Below are 16,760 nucleotides of genomic sequence, written 5' to 3'. Positions count from 1 at the left end.
CGGATAGTACAAAAGGAGTGCTCGCTTTTCAAGCGGTTTATACGATGGGGCTATTCCGGGCGGTGCGCCCTTTCCAGGTACTCCCTGGACTGCATTTCCAGTAGTCGACTGACCGTACGTTCGAACTCAAAACGCAGGTGCTGCCCGCCATAGAGTGTCTCTGCCGGCACCTCCGCAGAGATCACCAGTTTTACGCAACGATCGTAAAATTCATCCACCAAATTGATAAAACGGCGCGCCTGGGCATCCATACGCTCATCAAACTTCGGCACCGCCGCCAGAAGAACCGTCTGGAATTCCCGTGCCAGTTCTATGTAATCATTTTGTGAGCGGGGACCATCGCAAAGATCGGTAAAGTTGAACCAGGCAACATCATCCGCCACCTTTAGAGCCCGAATGGGGCGCCCCTCAACCTGCAAGTCCACATTACTGCGCACCTCGCAACCGTCCACGATTAGCCGGGAGAAACTGTTGGACAGGTTTTCGTCTGCCGCCTTGTCGAGCGGTGCGTGATAAAGCTCCAACAGTTCCAGGGTACGCAACCGGTAATCGGTGCCACCATCCACATTCACCACCTTGGTGTGGCGCTGTAAAAGGTCGATTGCCGGCAGGAAGCGGGCCCGCTGCAGGCCATCTTTATAGAGCCCCTCCGGCACAATATTGGAGGTCGCCACCAGCGTTACCCCACGACGGAACAAGGCCTCCAGAAGGCCCGCTAGGATCATGGCATCGGCAATATCGGACACAAAGAACTCATCAAAGCAGAGCACCCGTACCCTTCGCGCAATCTTGTCGGCCACCTTTTCCAGCGGGTTTTTCTCCCCCGCATACTCTTTCAGATCCTGATGCACCTGGCGCATAAACCTGTGAAAATGGGTACGCTGCTTCTGCTCAAACGGCAGAGACTCATAGAAGGCATCCATCAGATAGGTCTTACCCCGCCCTACCCCGCCCCAGAAATAGAGGCCCCGCTCAGGACCGACATCGGCGCCGCGCAAGCGTGAAACCAGACTTGCGAGAAAACCCCGCTTAGCCCTGGCCACCAGGCGCAGGTGTAGATCCTGCAGTTCCTGAACCGCCGCCCGCTGGGATAGGTCCTCAATAAAATCAGGGCGCTGCAGGTCGCTCTCATAGCGTTCAAGGGGGGAATGTAAGAGAGGTTTGGCGGGCAACATAGATGAAAATTTCTTCAACAACCGAGTAACAGGCGCGCACTCTAACAAATTCACCACCGAGCCGCCTAGGCGGCGAAGTTGCAATATATAGGTAGTACCCTTAGACCCTACCAATTATCTGATCCCCGTCCGATTCGCCAGCCAATACCGGCGATTCGGAACTGGCGGTAAATTGGCGTGTCGCAATTAACCAACAATCTTAATTGTCGGATTAATAATCGCGTATACTGGGCCCGCTAACAGGGGGCGACAGCCACTTGCAGATGGCTACCCAGGGTCCCAAGCAATAACATTGCCCAGGTAACCACCATCCATCACCATGCACCAGGGATCGCCAGTGCCATATAAGAGCAAGTTCGGGAGGTAGGAAGTGCACTCTACATCGGTATTAATTTTAGTTGGCATCCTCGGCATGACGCTGGGTGCTTTCTTGGCCTACCTGGCGATTCGGGGACGCACAAGTGTCGATCGCACTCAGGAGCTGGAGCAACGCCTGCGCGAGGCCAATAACAAACTCGAGGATTTTCAGCTGCAGGTCAATGAACACTTCGACCAAACCTCTCAGTTGGTTCACAACCTGACCGAAAGCTACAAAGAAGTTCACGAATACCTGTCCAACAGCGCCTTGAGACTATCCAATCAGGATATAGGCCGACAAATGCTGGAAGCGGGTAGTGGCAAGCTGAAAGAAGATGACAAGCAACTCCAAGAGATGGGACCGCCGAAAGATTGGGCGCCCAAAGAACCCGGTGCCAAAGGCACCCTCGACGAGGACTACGGCCTTGAAAAAGAGGCGCATGTAGGCAGCTAACCGCTACATCTTCAAAATTTCTGATCTCACTTTTTCAGTTGAGACCAGAAGAAAGGCAAAGAAAAAGGCGGGGTGACCCGCCTTTTCTCATTGAGCCTGAAGAATTACAGGCTCTGGTAATAATCCATCAGGATCTGCGCCACTTCCGGACGGGAGAATTCCGGCGGCGGGGCAATACCATCCCCAAGCATCTCACGCACCTTGGTGCCAGACAGCAGAATAAAGTCTTCTTTGGTGTGATCCGGCACATCACGCATCATCACCACCTTATTGAGCTTCTTTGAGTAAGCGGTGTGGTCGGCACGGAAGATTTCTATTTCCAAAGCCCCTTCAGGAACCTTCTCATCGAAAATAGTCTGGGCATCAAAAGCGCCGTAGTAATCTCCAACACCAGCGTGATCGCGACCTACGATCAGGTGGCTACAACCACAGTTCTGGCGGAATAACGCATGTAGCACGGCTTCACGAGGGCCTGCATAGAGCATATCGAAACCATAACCTGTTACCATCACGGTATTGGCTGGGAAGTACAGCTCTACCATCTTGCGAATCGAAGCATCGCGTACCGGCGCCGGAATATCACCGGGTTTCAACTGCCCCAGCAACATGTGAATCAAAACTCCGTCCGCCTCGACGGCCTCAAGAGCCATCTTGCACAGCTCTTCGTGGGCGCGGTGCATAGGGTTACGGGTTTGGAAGGCGACCACCTTGCTCCAGCCGCGCTCGGCAAATTCGTTGCGAATTTCCACTGCTGTACGGAAGGTATCCGGGAAGTCACTAATGAAATAACTAAAGTTCAGTACCTCAATCGGGCCTGAGATGAGCTTGCGACCAGCAGACTTAAAGGTGGCTACACCGGGGTGCTTATCATCCAGGGTACCGAAGACCTGTTCGGCCATGGTGTCCATCTGCTCATCGGAAACGGTTTCGATCGCCTCCACGTCCATAACCGCCAATACAGGATTGCCTTCAACATTCGGATCACGTAAGGCAATTCGAGACGCGCCCTCAATTGCGCTGGTGTCTTCAACAACATTTAGTACTGGTACCGGCCAAAACAAACCATCGACTGTGCGCAGGGTGGCAGCCACACTCAGGGCATCGGCAAGATTCATATAACCGTGCAGGGGATTGAAGTAGCCCGCACCCAGCATTACCGCGTTGGCGGCAGCGGCAGAGCTGACCACAATAGAGGGCAACGACTCCGCTTCATGCATCAACTGGTGATGCCGCTCGCTGTCATAAACAAAGCGAGGCTGCAGCTCAACACTGCCGTGGGGACGAACTAAGGACATTTTGGTCTCCAAATACAAAATTTGCCGGTTAGTCAATTATCGACTGGCTATTATACGCATCTGCACAGACTGACCAATGTCAAACCGATACAGAGAGGGCAGTATAGACCCCAGCTCTTTGGAGTTCGGCCGGCACAGGGAATACCAGCAACCAAAGATCCACCTCAACTATAAATACTCCAGCAAGCCGTCACTTCGGCAAGGGCGCAATTTCAAAAGGCGACGCATTGCTTAAACTGCAGCCCCACAGAGAAGAGCCTGTGAAATACAAGCCTCCGAAGAAGTATCGAGGGCTAATAACAGTAATCGTGAAATAGGGAGAGCACAGAGGAGCAACGCTAAACTTTTGCGCAGAAGCTCCCAATCAATCCCATAGAAAAGCTAAGAGGCTTTTAAAAGATTGGGGATTGATCTAGAGATGCCCGTAGAAATTATTTGGAGGATTTACAGTAAATAGTGATTGATAGAGCTGCTCTGAATACTAGCCCTCTATGAATAATACCTTTTAAGAACCAGGGCCCCCAAGAATAGATAGTCAATAAGCTTTACAGCGGCCCATTCATAGAAGCCACGAATGAGCACCTACTTTTCATTCCGATTAACTCTTCCTCGGTTCCTATGCAACACCACCAAAACAGCAGCAGGCTCCCTTCTCGGCGAATCCCCGACAAGACGTGTGTATAATCAGCGCAAAGAGGAGTCTCGAGTGTCCCAAAATCGCTTTTTACAGGATTGGGCCCTGCCTGCCCTGATCGGCTTGGCTATGGCCGCCCTGCTATTGGTTATATTTCCGCAACTGCGTGGCGTAAACCCCAAACCCTCCCAGGAGGATTGGCAGGGGCCGGTATCCTATGCCCAGGCGGTGAATATGGCTGGGCCCGCCGTAGTCAACATTTATACCCGCATGGCCCTGCCACAGCGGCAACACCCGTTATTTAATGACCCCCTTTTTCGCCGTTTGTTCGATAACATGAACGTCCCACAGAGGGAGCGCATGCAGTCAAACCTGGGCTCCGGGGTTATCGTCAGTGACAATGGCTATATTCTCACCAACCACCATGTGGTCGACCAGGCAGACGCGATCGTCATTCTGCTGGCCGATGGTCGCGAGGCGCAGGCACGCATGGTCGGCAGTGATGCTGACTTTGACCTTGCGGTTTTGAAAATTGAACTGGACGGCCTCACTTCTATCTCGGTAGGCGAGCCCGAAGCTGCCCAGGTAGGTGATGTGGTACTGGCAATCGGCAACCCCTTTGGAGTCGGTCAGACTGTGACCCAAGGCATTATCAGTGCCAAAGGGCGCCACCTGGAAAACTCCGGCACCGGCAGCCACCTGCAAAACTTCCTGCAAACTGACGCAGCAGTGAATCCCGGCAACTCTGGAGGGGCACTAGTGGATTCTCGTGGGCGCCTGCTCGGTATCAACACCTCAATCCTGAACCAGTCTGGATATTCCGGCGGAATCAGCTTCGCTATTCCCGCCAATATCGCCTTCAAAGTAATGCAGGACATCATTGCCTACGGCCGGGTTGTGCCCGGCTGGTTAGGCATTGAAGCCAGCGCGATCAGCCCGCAGATGGCCAAGGAATTCAACCTCGCCTCCACCGGAGGGGTCATGATCACTGCTATCTACAACGAAAGCCCTGCCCACAATGCAGGGCTCAAGCCCGGGGACGTAATCACCCACATTGATGGACTGCCTATTGGCGATGGAAAACAGGGCGAAGCCACCATGGCTACCCTGCGACCTGGAGACACCATTTCCATCACATTCACTCGTGAGGGGGCATCCCATACCGTGGAGGCGACAGTGTCAGTCAAACCAGATACGACAACCCCCGCAGAGTAATCCTTTAAGAAGCAAGGAAGCCAAGCTATGCGCGCAATCACGCTAACCCTTCTCCTGATTATGGCTGCGGGGCAGTCTAGAGCCGATGACAGAGAGGATCTCCAGAAACTGCTGCACCATTTTATCGACAATGCCGCTAGCAGTGCAGAAGCCCATCAACGCTTTTGGGCTGAGGACCTTATCTACACCAGCTCCGCAGGCAAGCGATTTGGTAAAGAGCAAATCATGCAGGGCATGGAAAAGGGCGCAGATGAGCCGATGACGGTGAGTTACGCTGCGGAAGATATCGATATCCGCCTGCTGGGAGATACGGCAGTAGTGGCATTCAAATTGGTAGCCAATGATAGCGGCAAAGGGGAGAAAAATTATTACTTCAACACGGGCACCTTTGTGAAGCGCCAGGGAGACTGGCATGTACTCGCCTGGCAGGCAACCCAAATTCCCAAGGAAGGGAGCAAGCCAATAAATTAACGGACCGCGAGGGCCGGGCTAGTTCCCGGCCTGTCTCTCGCGCCAGCTCTCACGAACATTGGCCATAAAGCGAGACTCACTGGGAACGTTCGCCTTGGCAATTAATCCCCGCGCAAAAGCCTCAACTTCTTCCCTACCTCTCCCCTCGCCGGAAAAAGAGGCACGCACTTTAATAAACTTATCCTGACGCACAAATAAATAGGTGTGGGTATCAAAGCGCTCCCCGTCTGCGGCAAGAAAATAACCTGAAAGCCTGGTTACAGGCAGGTCCTGCCCCTGGACATGCCAGGTTTCAGAGGCTTCCTCGTTAAGATCCAGCGCCTGCCACTGCGCCTCTTTCTCCACTAAGTGCAACTCCTGGCGAACTCTATCCAACTCCCGCACCTGTGCCAGCTGCAGATCCCCCCATTCCCAATTTGGGATTGGATAGACAAACACATCGACCGAGTCGAACTGAAACTGACGATGCACGTAGCGCGTCTGGGCACCAAATAAAGGATGACTGGCAAGCACCAGGGGATTGCTCACATACTCGCCGACCGACTCAGGCAAATTAAGAGTCGTGTGGTAATCACTCGCTCCAATTGACTGATAGAGATATTCCGGCTCCATTGCCCTATCGCCCTGTAGCTGCGAAATTAACTGGGATGCCACCACCTTGGCTAAATCTCGCTTCGCATTGACAGGAGAACTCAACAGACTGATTGTTGTTGTGAATGGAAATTCCAGTTGGTAGCGCTTTAAGGGCAGGCCATGCCAAGTCAGGATTGCATCTACATGGATGTCCCGGGTAGTTCGCACAGGAGCCAGCATCATGGTGGCCCCAGCAATCACTGCCTCACCGATATCCTCTATACCCTCTTCGGAATATCCAGCTGAGCTTACCAATAATTGATAGGGAACATCGTCATTGCCGAAATGCACAGAATTAAAGACGGTGGAGGCCTCCAACTCGTTAAACAATTCCGTGTAATCCACTACATCGTATTGGCAGTGTTTAAGTAAAGAGCTTTCAGAATAGTCATTACAGCGCCGTTCAAAATCCTCTTCAGGCATCTTGGCAAAGAGAGATAAAGAGGGAAGACTTTGCTCCGCATTAGCATACTCTGCCACGTTATTTTCATCAGTTGTCACACAACCAAACAACGACAGGACGGCCAAACACAGAAATAGTTTACGCATGATGTACCTTACTGGTGCCAGATACCGCAACAAGGTGAACGCTTACTTCTTGACCCGAAAGGCGGCAGATCGAGCATGGGCTTCCAACCCCTCACCCCGTGCGAGAGTGGCAGCCACACGACCGAGCTGATCGGCACCTTGCGGAGAACAAAAAATAATCGAACTGCGCTTCTGAAAATCGTAAACACCCAAGGGCGAAGAGAATCGCGCTGTACCACTGGTAGGTAATACATGATTGGGACCAGCACAATAGTCCCCCAGAGCTTCTGCAGTATAGCGGCCCAGGAAAATCGCACCGGCATGGCGAATTTTCGGCAGTAGAGATTCCGGATTCGCTACGGAAACTTCCAAATGCTCGGGAGCAATGCGGTTGGAAATTTTCAGCGCCTGCTCAAGGGAATCCACCAGGATCAGAGCACCGCGATCGAGAAGAGATTTGGCCGCTATTGATGCGCGAGGCAATTCTGCCAGCTGACGTTGCAGAGATGACTCCACCGCATCGAGAAATTCAGAATCGGGGCACAACAGTATGGATTGTGCCTGTTCGTCATGTTCGGCCTGGGACAACAAATCCATTGCGATCCAGTCCGGATCGGTAGCGCCATCACAAATAACCAAAATTTCCGAAGGTCCAGCAATCATATCGATCGCCACATGGCCAAAGACCGAGCGCTTAGCGCTAGCCACATAAATATTGCCGGGACCGACTATCTTATCTACCGGAGCAATTGTCTCGGTGCCATAGGCCAGCGCAGCCACGGCTTGTGCGCCACCGATGGTGAGTACTCGATCCACCCCGGCAATAGCCGCTGCGGCCAATACCAAATCACTGATCTCACCCTCAGGAGCCGGAACCACCATCGTCACTAAATCCACACCAGCAACCTTGGCCGGTATAGCATTCATTAACACAGAAGACGGGTAACTGGCTTTGCCACCAGGCACGTAAATGCCAACGCGTTCCATCGGGGTAATCTGTTGGCCGAGTACCGTGCCATCTGCCTCGGTATAACGCCAGGACTCCTGCTTTTGATGCTCGTGATACTCGCGCACGCGCTGGGCGGATATTTCCAGGGCTTCGCGTTCTTCTGAGCCGATACGTCTAAGGGCCTCACCCAGTACCTGCGGCGTTAACAAAAAGTCTTCTGCCTGAGTAAGATGACGACGGTCAAAGCGATTGGTGTATTCGATAACCGCAGCATCACCGCGAGTGCGCACCTGCTGCAGGATCTCAGCAACCGTTGCCTCAACCTGCTCATTGGCGACTGCCTCCCAGGCGAGCAGTTGCTTTAGTTGCACATCAAAATTTGTGTCAGTGGCATTCAGCCGGCGAATAACCTTGCGAGTCATAACTTCAAAATCTTCTAGTTTTGCGCGACAGCCGCCGACAATTTTTCGATCAGCTCACTAATGGGCTGATACTTCATCTTCATTGCAGCCTTATTGACGATCAAACGACTACTGATATGTGCAATCATTTCGCGAGCCTCCAGGCCATTAGCCTTTAAGGTATTACCGCTATCGACAATATCCACAATCTCATCGGCCAGATCCATCAGTGGGGCTAGCTCCATGGCGCCATACAACTTAATAATGTCTGCCTGCCTTCCCTGAGCTGCATAATGGCGCTTGGCACTCTCGACAAATTTCGTCGCCACTTTGATCCGCCCTGTTGGCAGGGCAGCCCCCTTCACTCCCGCAGTCATCAAGCGGCAGCGCGCGATACCCAAATCCAGGGGCTCATAGATGCCATCGGCGCGATGCTCCAGCAGAGTATCTTTGCCGGCAACGCCCATATCCGCGGCGCCATGCTGCACGTAAGTAGGAACATCAACACCGCGCAGGAGGAGCAGGCGCACCCCCTCGCAGTTGGTAGGGAAGATCAACTTACGACTTTTCCCCAGGTCTTCGAGTGGTTCCAGGCCCGCCGCCGCAAGTAAGGGTAGGGTTTCTTGCAGAATGCGCCCCTTGGTCAGGGCGATAGTGATTTGCATAGTCATTATTAAAGCCGGCTTATTTTCGAGGGCCGCCCTTGGCAAAAGGCGGCCGCCTCAATTTGCTAACCAGGCACTCGGCGAATATTCGCCCCCAGTTGCTGTAATTTTTCCTCGATACACTCATAACCCCGGTCGATATGATAAATACGGTCGACCGTGGTGGTACCTTCAGCCACCATTCCCGCAATCACCAAACTTGCCGAAGCGCGTAAATCCGAAGCCATCACGGGTGCCCCTTTAAGCTTTTCGACACCGGTGACAAACGCCGTATTGCCCTCAAGAGTGATATCCGCGCCCATACGATTCAACTCGTGTACTTGTATCAGGCGATTCTCAAAAATGGTCTCCACCACTGCAGCCTTGCCCTCGGCGACGGCATTCATAGCGGTAAACTGCGACTGCATATCAGTGGGAAACGCCGGATACGGTGCGGTACGGAAGCTGACCGCCTTAGGGCGATTGCCCTTCATATCCAACTCAATCCAGTCGTCACCGCAGCTCAGATGCGCCCCCGCCTCTTCAAACTTTAACAGTACTGCATCGAGGATATCCGCGCGCGTGTGTAGAAGGCGAACCTTGCCGCGAGCTGCAGCCGCCGCTGCGAGGAAAGTACCGGTTTCGATACGATCCGGCATAACACTGAAGGTGCATGGAGCCAGCTTGGGAACACCGTGAATACGCATGGTGTCAGTGCCAACACCTTCTATCTGAGCACCCATGGCAATCAGGAATTCCGCCAGATCGACGATCTCGGGTTCGCGCGCTGCGTTGTGTAATACCGTGGTGCCTTCGGCTAAGACCGCAGCCATCAGTAGGTTTTCCGTACCGCCTACAGTGACCTTCTCCATAACGATATTGGCGCCTTTTAGGCGGCCGTTAGAGCGGGCCCGGATAAAGCCACCATCAATCGTTATTTCGGCGCCCATCGCCTCTAACCCTTTCAGGTGGATATCCACCGGGCGACTGCCGATAGCGCAGCCACCGGGGAAAGAGACATTGGCTACACCGTGGCGGGCCAGCAGCGGGCCCAACACCAAAATCGAGGCGCGCATGGTTTTTACCAGCTCGTAGGGCGCCGTCAGATCGTTGACCGAACGGGGGTCTATTTCTACACCCAGCTTCTCATCAACCGTGATATCACACCCCATACAGCGCAGCAGGGTAATCATCGTAGTGATGTCATTAAGGTGTGGCAGGTTGTGAATATGCACCGGACCATCAGCCAAAAGTGCAGCGGCCAAAATTGGCAGTGCAGAATTCTTTGCACCAGAGATTCGCAGGGTGCCGGAAATTGGACTACCACCCTCTATTATTAACTTATCCATTCGGTCTCATATTTCGGGGGTCGCCTGGATACAGGCGACAGGTTATCGACTGGCTTCTTCTGGAGTAAGGGTCTGCATTTGCACGGCATGCAAGGTGCCGTCAGCAATTTTGTCGTTTAGCGCGGCATAAACCAGCTGCTGCTTTTTTAAGCGGCTCAGACCTTCGAAGGCACTACTCACCACAGTTACCATCAGGTGACTACCTTCAAAGGCGACATCGACATTACTCTCGGGGATATGACCCTCAATGAGGGCTTTGATTTCATCTGGTTGCATAGGAGGGATTTGCGTTAGTTGAAAAACAGCACGCAAGTGTACTTGAATCGAGGAGGGTGCGCAGCTGCGCACCCTGAAGTTCGCCGACTAGCTCACTTTATCGGCAACATCCTGCCCAGCGGACCAGTTGGAGATTACCTTATCGATATCCCCGTAGGACTGCATAGACTGGGAAAACTGGCTGCGGAAAGTTTTACCTAAATTAACACCATTCAAGATAACGTTGATCAGTTTCCACTCACCTGCACGGTTGCGCACCAGGGTGTAGGAGACTTTGGTGATACCTTCCTTGCTGCGCACTTCCTGCAAAACGTTAACCCGGTTACCGCTGGGTAAAGTCCCAGGGTTTACCACTTTCACATCGAGGTCGCCAAAATTCGCCACACCGCGGGCAAATGTTGCCACCAGATCCCGACGGAAAGTGCTGGCAAAGCGGGAGCGTTGGGTCGCGGTAGCCTGCTTGGCATAACGCCCCATAACACCGCGCGCAATAAAGTCAAAATCCACCACTGGGGTCAACACGCCCTCAACGGCGTTGTAGTACCTCTGCGGGTCAGAGTTGGCATATTGGGCATTTGAGCGAATAACACCCAGCAGCTTTTGGGAAACCCCCTCAATCATTACATAAGGGTTTTGATCGGCATTCGCAGCGGGGACCACAGCAGACACCAATGCTGCGCAAAGTACAAATCTTAGCCATCGGGAAAACCCGTACCGACCAATCCAAAATGATGTATTCACAAATACTCTCCAATTAGCAAATCATTCCTTGGACGCACACAGCGTAAATAAGTGCCATGACGAGACTGCTGGCATTTCTCCCCAGAAGTGGGGATTTGTCGTTCATCCGCTGAGTGACATAGCTGACAGCAGCGGCGGCAGACTATACCATGACCGCGCCCGGTGGTGTGGCAGTGTACGAGCGTGTCATTTGGCACTTCGGCTAGCGCCTGTGTTCCGACATACCTGTTACCTATTAGGAGTAGGCGCTCGTATCTCGTATATAGATTAGCACGACAATCACACCTGCTGCCGCGGCAAACACAAAGCAGGACGCCGGCATCCTGCTGGGCGAAGAAAGCCAGCAAAAATATCTTATAAAATCAGAAGTTATTTAATTAGAAGTCAGTTACCAGAGGCACCCAATGACCCAGGATTTGATATTGCAGGCTGGGCGACGCACCGTTCGTATGGAAACGGAAGCTGTCGCCGCACTGGAACAAAGGATCAACGGCAACTTCCAGCGCGCCTGTGAGATGATCCTGCAATGTCCCGGCCGCACCATCGTAACGGGTATGGGCAAATCGGGGCATATCGGGAGAAAAATAGCGGCAACCCTCGCCAGCACTGGCACCCCGAGTTTCTTTGTACACCCCGGAGAAGCGAGCCACGGCGATTTAGGGATGATTACCCGGGACGATCTGGTAATCGCTATCTCCAACTCGGGCTCTTCCGCAGAGGTACTCACTTTACTGCCGCTGCTAAAACGCCTGAGCATCCCCATGATCAGCATGACAGGCAAGACTGACTCGCCCCTGGCACAGGCAGCAGAAGTCAATCTGGATATTTCAGTCCAAACTGAGGCCTGCCCTCTTAACCTAGCGCCAACCTCCTCAACCACCGTCACTCTGGTCATGGGCGACGCACTGGCGGTAGCCCTACTTGAAGCAAGGGGCTTCACCGCCGAAGACTTTGCCTTCTCCCACCCAGGCGGAGCCCTTGGCCGACGTCTATTGCTAAAAGTAGAAGATGTCATGCATGCCGGGGAAGAGCTGCCCCAGGTCCAGCCAGACACTCTGCTGTCCAAAGCCCTACTGGAGATGACCAGCAAAGGGTTTGGTATGACCACCATTGTCGATCCAAAGGGAGAACTACTTGGTGTATTTACCGACGGTGACTTGCGCCGCGTGATCGACCACAAGATCGAGCTGGACAAGGCCACTATGGATCAAGTGATGAGCCGCCGCCCTAAAACGGTATCCGCCGAGACCCTGGCGGCAGAAGCACTGCGTATCATGGAAGATTACAAAATCACCGCACTCGTCGTAGAGGATGAAGCGCACTTCCCCGTAGGCGTATTGCATATGCACGATATACTGCGCGCCGGCGTAATCTGAGATAATCAAAAGATTTGCGGGGCAAAATGCCGCACCGCAAACAGCAAGTAAGGATAACTCTGGTGGTTTCAGAAAAAGAAATAAACGCGGCTCTGCAGAAAGTGCGCTGGCTGGTATTGGATGTAGATGGCGTCCTCACCGACGGCAAACTCTATTTTGACAACAATGGCAATGAGCTGAAAACCTTTAACACCCTCGACGGACACGGCATTAAGATGCTGCAAAACTCCGGGGTTCGCGTAGCCATTATCACAGGACGGCGCAGCTCCGTGGTGGAGCGCCGCGCTCACGACTTGGGTATCAATAAGCTGATTCAGGGGCGCGAAGATAAATTTACCGCGCTGCAGGAACTTTTGGCCGAGGAACCCTGCCGCTTAGAAGATATCGCCTACATTGGCGATGATTATCCGGATCTCCTGGTGATGACCCGCATCGGATGCCCCATAGCTCCTCCCAATGCCGCAGCCCCCGTCAGGGAGCGCGCTCTGTGGGTAACCCGAGCTCGCGGCGGAGAAGGCGCTGTGCGCGAAGCCTGTGATCGAATCATGCAGGCGCAGGGAACCTTTGACTCGGCTCTCGCCCCCTATATTGGAGAGCAATAATGCGCACCTGGCTGCCGCTGCTATTAGTAGTATCGCTAATCAGTGTTGGCCTGTGGCTTTCGGAAAGCCCGCCCGATCAGCTGCTGGGGATACGACCGACCCCCCAGCAGCATGACAAGGCCGCAGAACTGATCATCCGAAATGCCAAGACACGGCACTTCAATGAGGAAGGAAATCTCGCCTACCGGGTAGATGCGGATCAGATTACCTACTACCAGTTTAAACGTCGTGACCGGGCAGACCTGGCGGAACCCCGCATGCTCTTTTACCAGGATGACCAGCCGAAGTGGCGTACCGAGTCTCGGAAAGGGGTCGCTTACAATCGCGGTGAACGAGTAGTCTTGGATGGCGATGTCGTAATTGATGAACTACCCGCCCCCGGCGGTATCAAACTGGAAACATCGAGCATTACGATTCTGCCCGCGAAGGAATTCGCCGAGACAGACAAAGTTGTTACTATTAGCTCTGGCCCTAACCGCACAACGGGTAGGGGTATGCGCGCTTACCTGAATGAAGACCGGATGGAAATCCTATCCGACGTAAAGAGCATCTATGACACTGACTAAATACCGCCACCTGCTAAGAATCTCCGCTATTACCGCACTAGCGCTCATAGCTTCAACGGCTGTTGCACTGCCAGAAGATCGCCAACAGCGGATCAATATCAGTTCTGATGCAATGAATGCCGGCCTCAACAATAACTTGGTGGTATATAGCAACAATGTTGTTATCACTCAGGGTTCGCTGAAAATTCAGGCTGACCGCGTCGAGGTTTACTTCACTCCAGAAAAAGAAATCAGTCGCGTGATAGCCGTAGGCAAGCCCGCGCATTTCCAACAAAAGATTCTTCAGGGCGAAAATCCCGTCAAAGCTAGAGCCCAACGTATTGTTTACCAGGTGAGCTCTGAGGAACTGCAGCTCACAGGCAAGGCCCACGTTGACCGTGAGGGCAATACACTGGCCGCAGAAAAAATTGACTACGATCTCTCTACCGAACAAATGAGTGCCAAAGGGCAAACCGGTAAGGGGCGCGTAGAAATGACATGGAAGCCCGAGAAAAAAGAGAACACGCAAGGCGCCAGTGATAACCAGGAGCAGCAAACCCCCTAATTCTCACTCAGGCACTAAGCAACAGATATTATTTGCACCGGCGGGCATCACTCTGCCCGCGGCATGGATAGATTTCGGTACACACTATGCCAACGCTCAAAGCGTTACACCTCGCGAAACAGTATAAAAAAAGAAAAGTTGTCCAGGATGTCACCGTCAGTGTTTCCAGCGGGCAGGTTGTCGGGCTTCTAGGCCCTAATGGCGCCGGTAAAACCACCTGTTTTTATATGATTGCCGGGCTGGTTCAGGCCGATGCAGGTAGGGTGATGATCGACGATGAAGATATTACCCGACTGTCTATGCACGGGCGCGCACGCAAAGGCATCGGCTATCTTCCCCAGGAAGCCTCCGTATTTCGCCGCCTGAGCGTAAAAGACAATATTCTCGCCATCCTAGAAACCCGCAAAGACCTCTCACGAGCCGAGCGACAGCAACAGGCTCAAGCCCTGCTTGAGGAATTTAACATTACTCATATTGAGCAGAGCTTGGGCATGGCACTCTCTGGGGGGGAACGCCGCAGAGTGGAAATTGCCCGCGCCCTGGCCACCAATCCCAGTTTTGTCCTGTTAGACGAACCTTTTGCCGGCGTGGACCCCATATCGGTAAACGATATCAAAGAAATCATCCGCCACCTGCGGGATCGAGATATCGGAGTACTCATTACCGACCACAATGTGCGCGAGACCCTCGATATTTGCGAGACCGCCTACATTGTCAGCGAGGGCCACATCATCGCTGAAGGCACACCAGAAGATGTTCTTGCCAACCAGCAGGTTCGAGAAGTTTATTTAGGACATGAATTTACCATTTAAGATGAAGCGGCAATCCCCATCCTTAAATTCTTCAATTTGAGCTTAATTGCTCATGCTTCAGCCACTTCGAGCCTAACATTTATCACCGGGTCGGCACGTTTATTGCTTGTAATAAATTAGAGGGAGGGGTAGTCTGCGCCATCTTAGGACAAATTGATCTAAACACTGTCTTATCGGCCAGCGGCTCTCCACTATGAAGCAGTCACTCCAGCTCAAGCTCGGCACACAACTGACTATGACTCCCCAGTTGCAACAGGCGATCCGCCTTCTGCAACTGTCTACCCTCGACCTTCAGCAGGAGGTCCAGGCGGCGTTAGATAGCAATCCAATGCTGGAGGCGGATAGCGAGGAACAACCCTCAAAGCTGGAGAATGGCCAATCTCTGGCTGAGCACGAGTCAGAGCGGGTGCAGGACCATACTTCACAAGCGGCTGAGGAACGAGAGCTTGCTGAGGGGGACTGGGACCAGGCAATTCCCGACGAGCTTCCTGTCGACTCCCGATGGGATGATATCTACACCAGTCACAGCGGGAACCCAGAGCTGGATACCTCCAGCTACGAACGCAACTCCACCTCTGTCGACTTACAAGGCCACCTGCGCTGGCAGCTGAACCTGACGCCTTTATCCGAGCAGGATAAGTGGATCGGTGAAAACCTGATTGACAGCATAAGTCCCAGCGGCCTCCTGGGCACCTCGTTAGAGGAGGTTGCCTCCTCTTTAGCTGTAGATGAAGATGAAGTACTGGCAGTCTTAAAGACCATCCAACAGTTCGAGCCTGCCGGCTGTGGGGCTCGGGACCTAAAAGAATGCCTGCAATTACAACTGCAACAGTTACCGCCAACCACCCCCTGGCTCGACCAAGCGCAAAGCATCATTGAAAAACACTTAGACTTGCTCGGCAAAAGAGATTTTCGCCAGCTGAGTCGGCGCACACGCCTTAACGAGGCCCAGCTCGGCGAGGCCATTCGCCTCATCCAGACGCTAAACCCGAATCCGGGAGAGAGCTTTGGCGGGCAGGAGCCGGACTATGTGATCCCGGATATCATCGTTTCCCGCAAGGCCCTGCGCTGGCAAGTGGAATTGAATGCAGAGATCACTCCTAAGATTCGAATCAACAACCACTATGCCTCAATGGTTAAGCGTGCGGACAACTCGAGAGATAACAACTTTTTGCGCGACCACCTGCAAGAAGCTCGCTGGTTTATGAAGAGTCTGCAGAGCCGCCACGAGACCCTGCTAAAAGTCGCCAATTGTATTGTCGAAAAGCAGCAAGGCTTTTTTGAGGAAGGACCAGAAGCCATGCGCCCCATGGTGCTGGCAGACGTTGCCGAGTCCATTGGCATGCACGAGTCCACCATCTCCCGGGTAACCACCCAAAAGTACATGCTCACACCCCGTGGAGTGTTCGAACTCAAGTATTTCTTTTCAAGTCACGTGAGTACAGACTCCGGTGAGGATGCCTCCTCAACCGCCATTCGCGCCCTGATCAAAAAGCTGATTGATTCGGAAACACCGCGCAAGCCGCTATCCGACAATAAAATTACCCAGGAACTAGACCAGCAGGGCATCAAAGTAGCCCGCCGCACAGTAGCCAAGTATCGCGAATCAATGGGTATCCCCTCCTCCAGTGAAAGGAAGCGCCTAGTTTAATTTGCCCTTACCGGGCACGACCAAAAAGGCGGAGCAAGTCATAACCTGGCGCCAGTAGCGACGTCTTCACAACCGAACTCCAAACTT

The 16,760-nt window shown here is 53.1% G+C and carries 17 protein-coding genes; 9 read left to right on the top strand and 8 right to left on the bottom strand.

Annotated features, from left to right (window positions below):
• Positions 1-50: 50 nt before the first annotated feature.
• Complete coding sequence (gene zapE, locus ACXAFI_RS03930) at positions 51-1,175, bottom strand: cell division protein ZapE (RefSeq protein ID WP_444919746.1); 1,125 nt, start codon at positions 1,173-1,175, stop codon at positions 51-53.
• 370 nt (positions 1,176-1,545) lie between these two features.
• On the opposite strand from zapE, the gene ACXAFI_RS03925 reads away from it, so the two are divergent.
• Positions 1,546-1,986, top strand: a complete 441-nt coding sequence (locus ACXAFI_RS03925; RefSeq protein ID WP_444919747.1) for a Z-ring associated ZapG family protein — start codon at positions 1,546-1,548, stop codon at positions 1,984-1,986.
• A gap of 104 nt (positions 1,987-2,090) precedes the next feature.
• On the opposite strand, the gene sat is transcribed toward ACXAFI_RS03925, so the two are convergent.
• Positions 2,091-3,281 (bottom strand): sulfate adenylyltransferase, encoded by a 1,191-nt coding sequence (sat, locus tag ACXAFI_RS03920; RefSeq protein ID WP_475107762.1) that lies wholly within the window; start codon positions 3,279-3,281, stop codon positions 2,091-2,093.
• A gap of 706 nt (positions 3,282-3,987) precedes the next feature.
• Between sat and ACXAFI_RS03915 the strand changes: the two genes are divergently transcribed.
• Both ACXAFI_RS03915 and ACXAFI_RS03910 read left to right on the top strand, forming a co-directional pair.
• A complete protein-coding gene (locus ACXAFI_RS03915) occupies positions 3,988-5,130 on the top strand; it encodes a trypsin-like peptidase domain-containing protein (protein WP_444919749.1) in 1,143 nt (380 codons plus the stop codon).
• A 27-nt stretch (positions 5,131-5,157) separates the two neighbouring features.
• Positions 5,158-5,601, top strand: a complete 444-nt coding sequence (locus ACXAFI_RS03910; RefSeq protein WP_475107761.1) for a nuclear transport factor 2 family protein — start codon at positions 5,158-5,160, stop codon at positions 5,599-5,601.
• A gap of 18 nt (positions 5,602-5,619) precedes the next feature.
• Here the strand turns inward: ACXAFI_RS03910 and ACXAFI_RS03905 are convergent, their stop codons facing one another.
• The 6 genes from ACXAFI_RS03905 to ACXAFI_RS03880 all read right to left on the bottom strand — a co-directional run bounded on the left by ACXAFI_RS03905 (position 5,620) and on the right by ACXAFI_RS03880 (position 11,122).
• On the bottom strand, positions 5,620-6,783 hold the full coding sequence (locus ACXAFI_RS03905; protein WP_475107760.1) for a hypothetical protein: 1,164 nt from the start codon (positions 6,781-6,783) through the stop codon (positions 5,620-5,622).
• A gap of 42 nt (positions 6,784-6,825) precedes the next feature.
• The gene (hisD, locus tag ACXAFI_RS03900; protein ID WP_475107759.1) at positions 6,826-8,133 is read right to left on the bottom strand and encodes a histidinol dehydrogenase; all 1,308 of its coding nucleotides are present in this window, start codon (positions 8,131-8,133) and stop codon (positions 6,826-6,828) included.
• 14 nt (positions 8,134-8,147) lie between these two features.
• On the bottom strand, positions 8,148-8,783 hold the full coding sequence (hisG, locus tag ACXAFI_RS03895; protein WP_444919753.1) for an ATP phosphoribosyltransferase: 636 nt from the start codon (positions 8,781-8,783) through the stop codon (positions 8,148-8,150).
• A 59-nt stretch (positions 8,784-8,842) separates the two neighbouring features.
• Positions 8,843-10,105, bottom strand: a complete 1,263-nt coding sequence (gene murA, locus ACXAFI_RS03890; protein ID WP_152454560.1) for a UDP-N-acetylglucosamine 1-carboxyvinyltransferase — start codon at positions 10,103-10,105, stop codon at positions 8,843-8,845.
• A 42-nt stretch (positions 10,106-10,147) separates the two neighbouring features.
• A complete protein-coding gene (locus tag ACXAFI_RS03885) occupies positions 10,148-10,381 on the bottom strand; it encodes a BolA family protein (RefSeq protein WP_152454561.1) in 234 nt (77 codons plus the stop codon).
• A gap of 87 nt (positions 10,382-10,468) precedes the next feature.
• Entirely contained in the window at positions 10,469-11,122 is a 654-nt protein-coding gene (locus tag ACXAFI_RS03880) for an MlaC/ttg2D family ABC transporter substrate-binding protein (protein ID WP_152454562.1), read from the bottom strand.
• A 404-nt stretch (positions 11,123-11,526) separates the two neighbouring features.
• On the opposite strand from ACXAFI_RS03880, the gene ACXAFI_RS03875 reads away from it, so the two are divergent.
• The 6 genes from ACXAFI_RS03875 to ACXAFI_RS03850 all read left to right on the top strand — a co-directional run bounded on the left by ACXAFI_RS03875 (position 11,527) and on the right by ACXAFI_RS03850 (position 16,673).
• Positions 11,527-12,498 carry a KpsF/GutQ family sugar-phosphate isomerase gene (locus ACXAFI_RS03875; RefSeq protein WP_475107758.1) on the top strand — a complete coding sequence of 324 codons (972 nt, stop codon included), beginning with the start codon at positions 11,527-11,529 and terminating at the stop codon, positions 12,496-12,498.
• A 62-nt stretch (positions 12,499-12,560) separates the two neighbouring features.
• A complete protein-coding gene (locus ACXAFI_RS03870) occupies positions 12,561-13,100 on the top strand; it encodes a KdsC family phosphatase (protein ID WP_475107757.1) in 540 nt (179 codons plus the stop codon).
• On the top strand, positions 13,100-13,666 hold the full coding sequence (gene lptC, locus ACXAFI_RS03865) for an LPS export ABC transporter periplasmic protein LptC (protein ID WP_475107756.1): 567 nt from the start codon (positions 13,100-13,102) through the stop codon (positions 13,664-13,666). The genes ACXAFI_RS03870 and lptC overlap by 1 nt, the downstream gene beginning before the upstream one ends.
• On the top strand, positions 13,653-14,210 hold the full coding sequence (lptA, locus tag ACXAFI_RS03860; protein ID WP_475107755.1) for a lipopolysaccharide transport periplasmic protein LptA: 558 nt from the start codon (positions 13,653-13,655) through the stop codon (positions 14,208-14,210). The genes lptC and lptA overlap by 14 nt, the downstream gene beginning before the upstream one ends.
• 86 nt (positions 14,211-14,296) lie before the next feature.
• Complete coding sequence (lptB, locus tag ACXAFI_RS03855) at positions 14,297-15,022, top strand: LPS export ABC transporter ATP-binding protein (RefSeq protein ID WP_444919757.1); 726 nt, start codon at positions 14,297-14,299, stop codon at positions 15,020-15,022.
• A 193-nt stretch (positions 15,023-15,215) separates the two neighbouring features.
• Entirely contained in the window at positions 15,216-16,673 is a 1,458-nt protein-coding gene (locus ACXAFI_RS03850; protein ID WP_475107754.1) for an RNA polymerase factor sigma-54, read from the top strand.
• Positions 16,674-16,760: the final 87 nt, after the last annotated feature.

Source organism: Microbulbifer sp. ABH2_005, from assembly GCF_056160005.1.
This window is presented reverse-complemented; position numbering and strand designations above follow the sequence as displayed.

Bases quoted from the DNA above. Each gene is read 5' to 3' on its own strand.
- lptC (WP_475107756.1), top strand. From the start codon at position 13,100: ATGCGCACCTGGCTGCCGCTGCTATTAGTAGTATCGCTAATCAGTGTT.
- hisG (WP_444919753.1), bottom strand. From the start codon at position 8,783: ATGACTATGCAAATCACTATCGCCCTGACCAAGGGGCGCATTCTGCAA.
- ACXAFI_RS03910 (WP_475107761.1), top strand. From the start codon at position 5,158: ATGCGCGCAATCACGCTAACCCTTCTCCTGATTATGGCTGCGGGGCAG.
- zapE (WP_444919746.1), bottom strand. From the start codon at position 1,175: ATGTTGCCCGCCAAACCTCTCTTACATTCCCCCCTTGAACGCTATGAG.
- ACXAFI_RS03905 (WP_475107760.1), bottom strand. From the start codon at position 6,783: ATGCGTAAACTATTTCTGTGTTTGGCCGTCCTGTCGTTGTTTGGTTGT.
- ACXAFI_RS03850 (WP_475107754.1), top strand. From the start codon at position 15,216: ATGAAGCAGTCACTCCAGCTCAAGCTCGGCACACAACTGACTATGACT.
- ACXAFI_RS03875 (WP_475107758.1), top strand. From the start codon at position 11,527: ATGACCCAGGATTTGATATTGCAGGCTGGGCGACGCACCGTTCGTATG.
- lptA (WP_475107755.1), top strand. From the start codon at position 13,653: ATGACACTGACTAAATACCGCCACCTGCTAAGAATCTCCGCTATTACC.
- sat (WP_475107762.1), bottom strand. From the start codon at position 3,281: ATGTCCTTAGTTCGTCCCCACGGCAGTGTTGAGCTGCAGCCTCGCTTT.
- hisD (WP_475107759.1), bottom strand. From the start codon at position 8,133: ATGACTCGCAAGGTTATTCGCCGGCTGAATGCCACTGACACAAATTTT.
- ACXAFI_RS03885 (WP_152454561.1), bottom strand. From the start codon at position 10,381: ATGCAACCAGATGAAATCAAAGCCCTCATTGAGGGTCATATCCCCGAG.
- murA (WP_152454560.1), bottom strand. From the start codon at position 10,105: ATGGATAAGTTAATAATAGAGGGTGGTAGTCCAATTTCCGGCACCCTG.
- lptB (WP_444919757.1), top strand. From the start codon at position 14,297: ATGCCAACGCTCAAAGCGTTACACCTCGCGAAACAGTATAAAAAAAGA.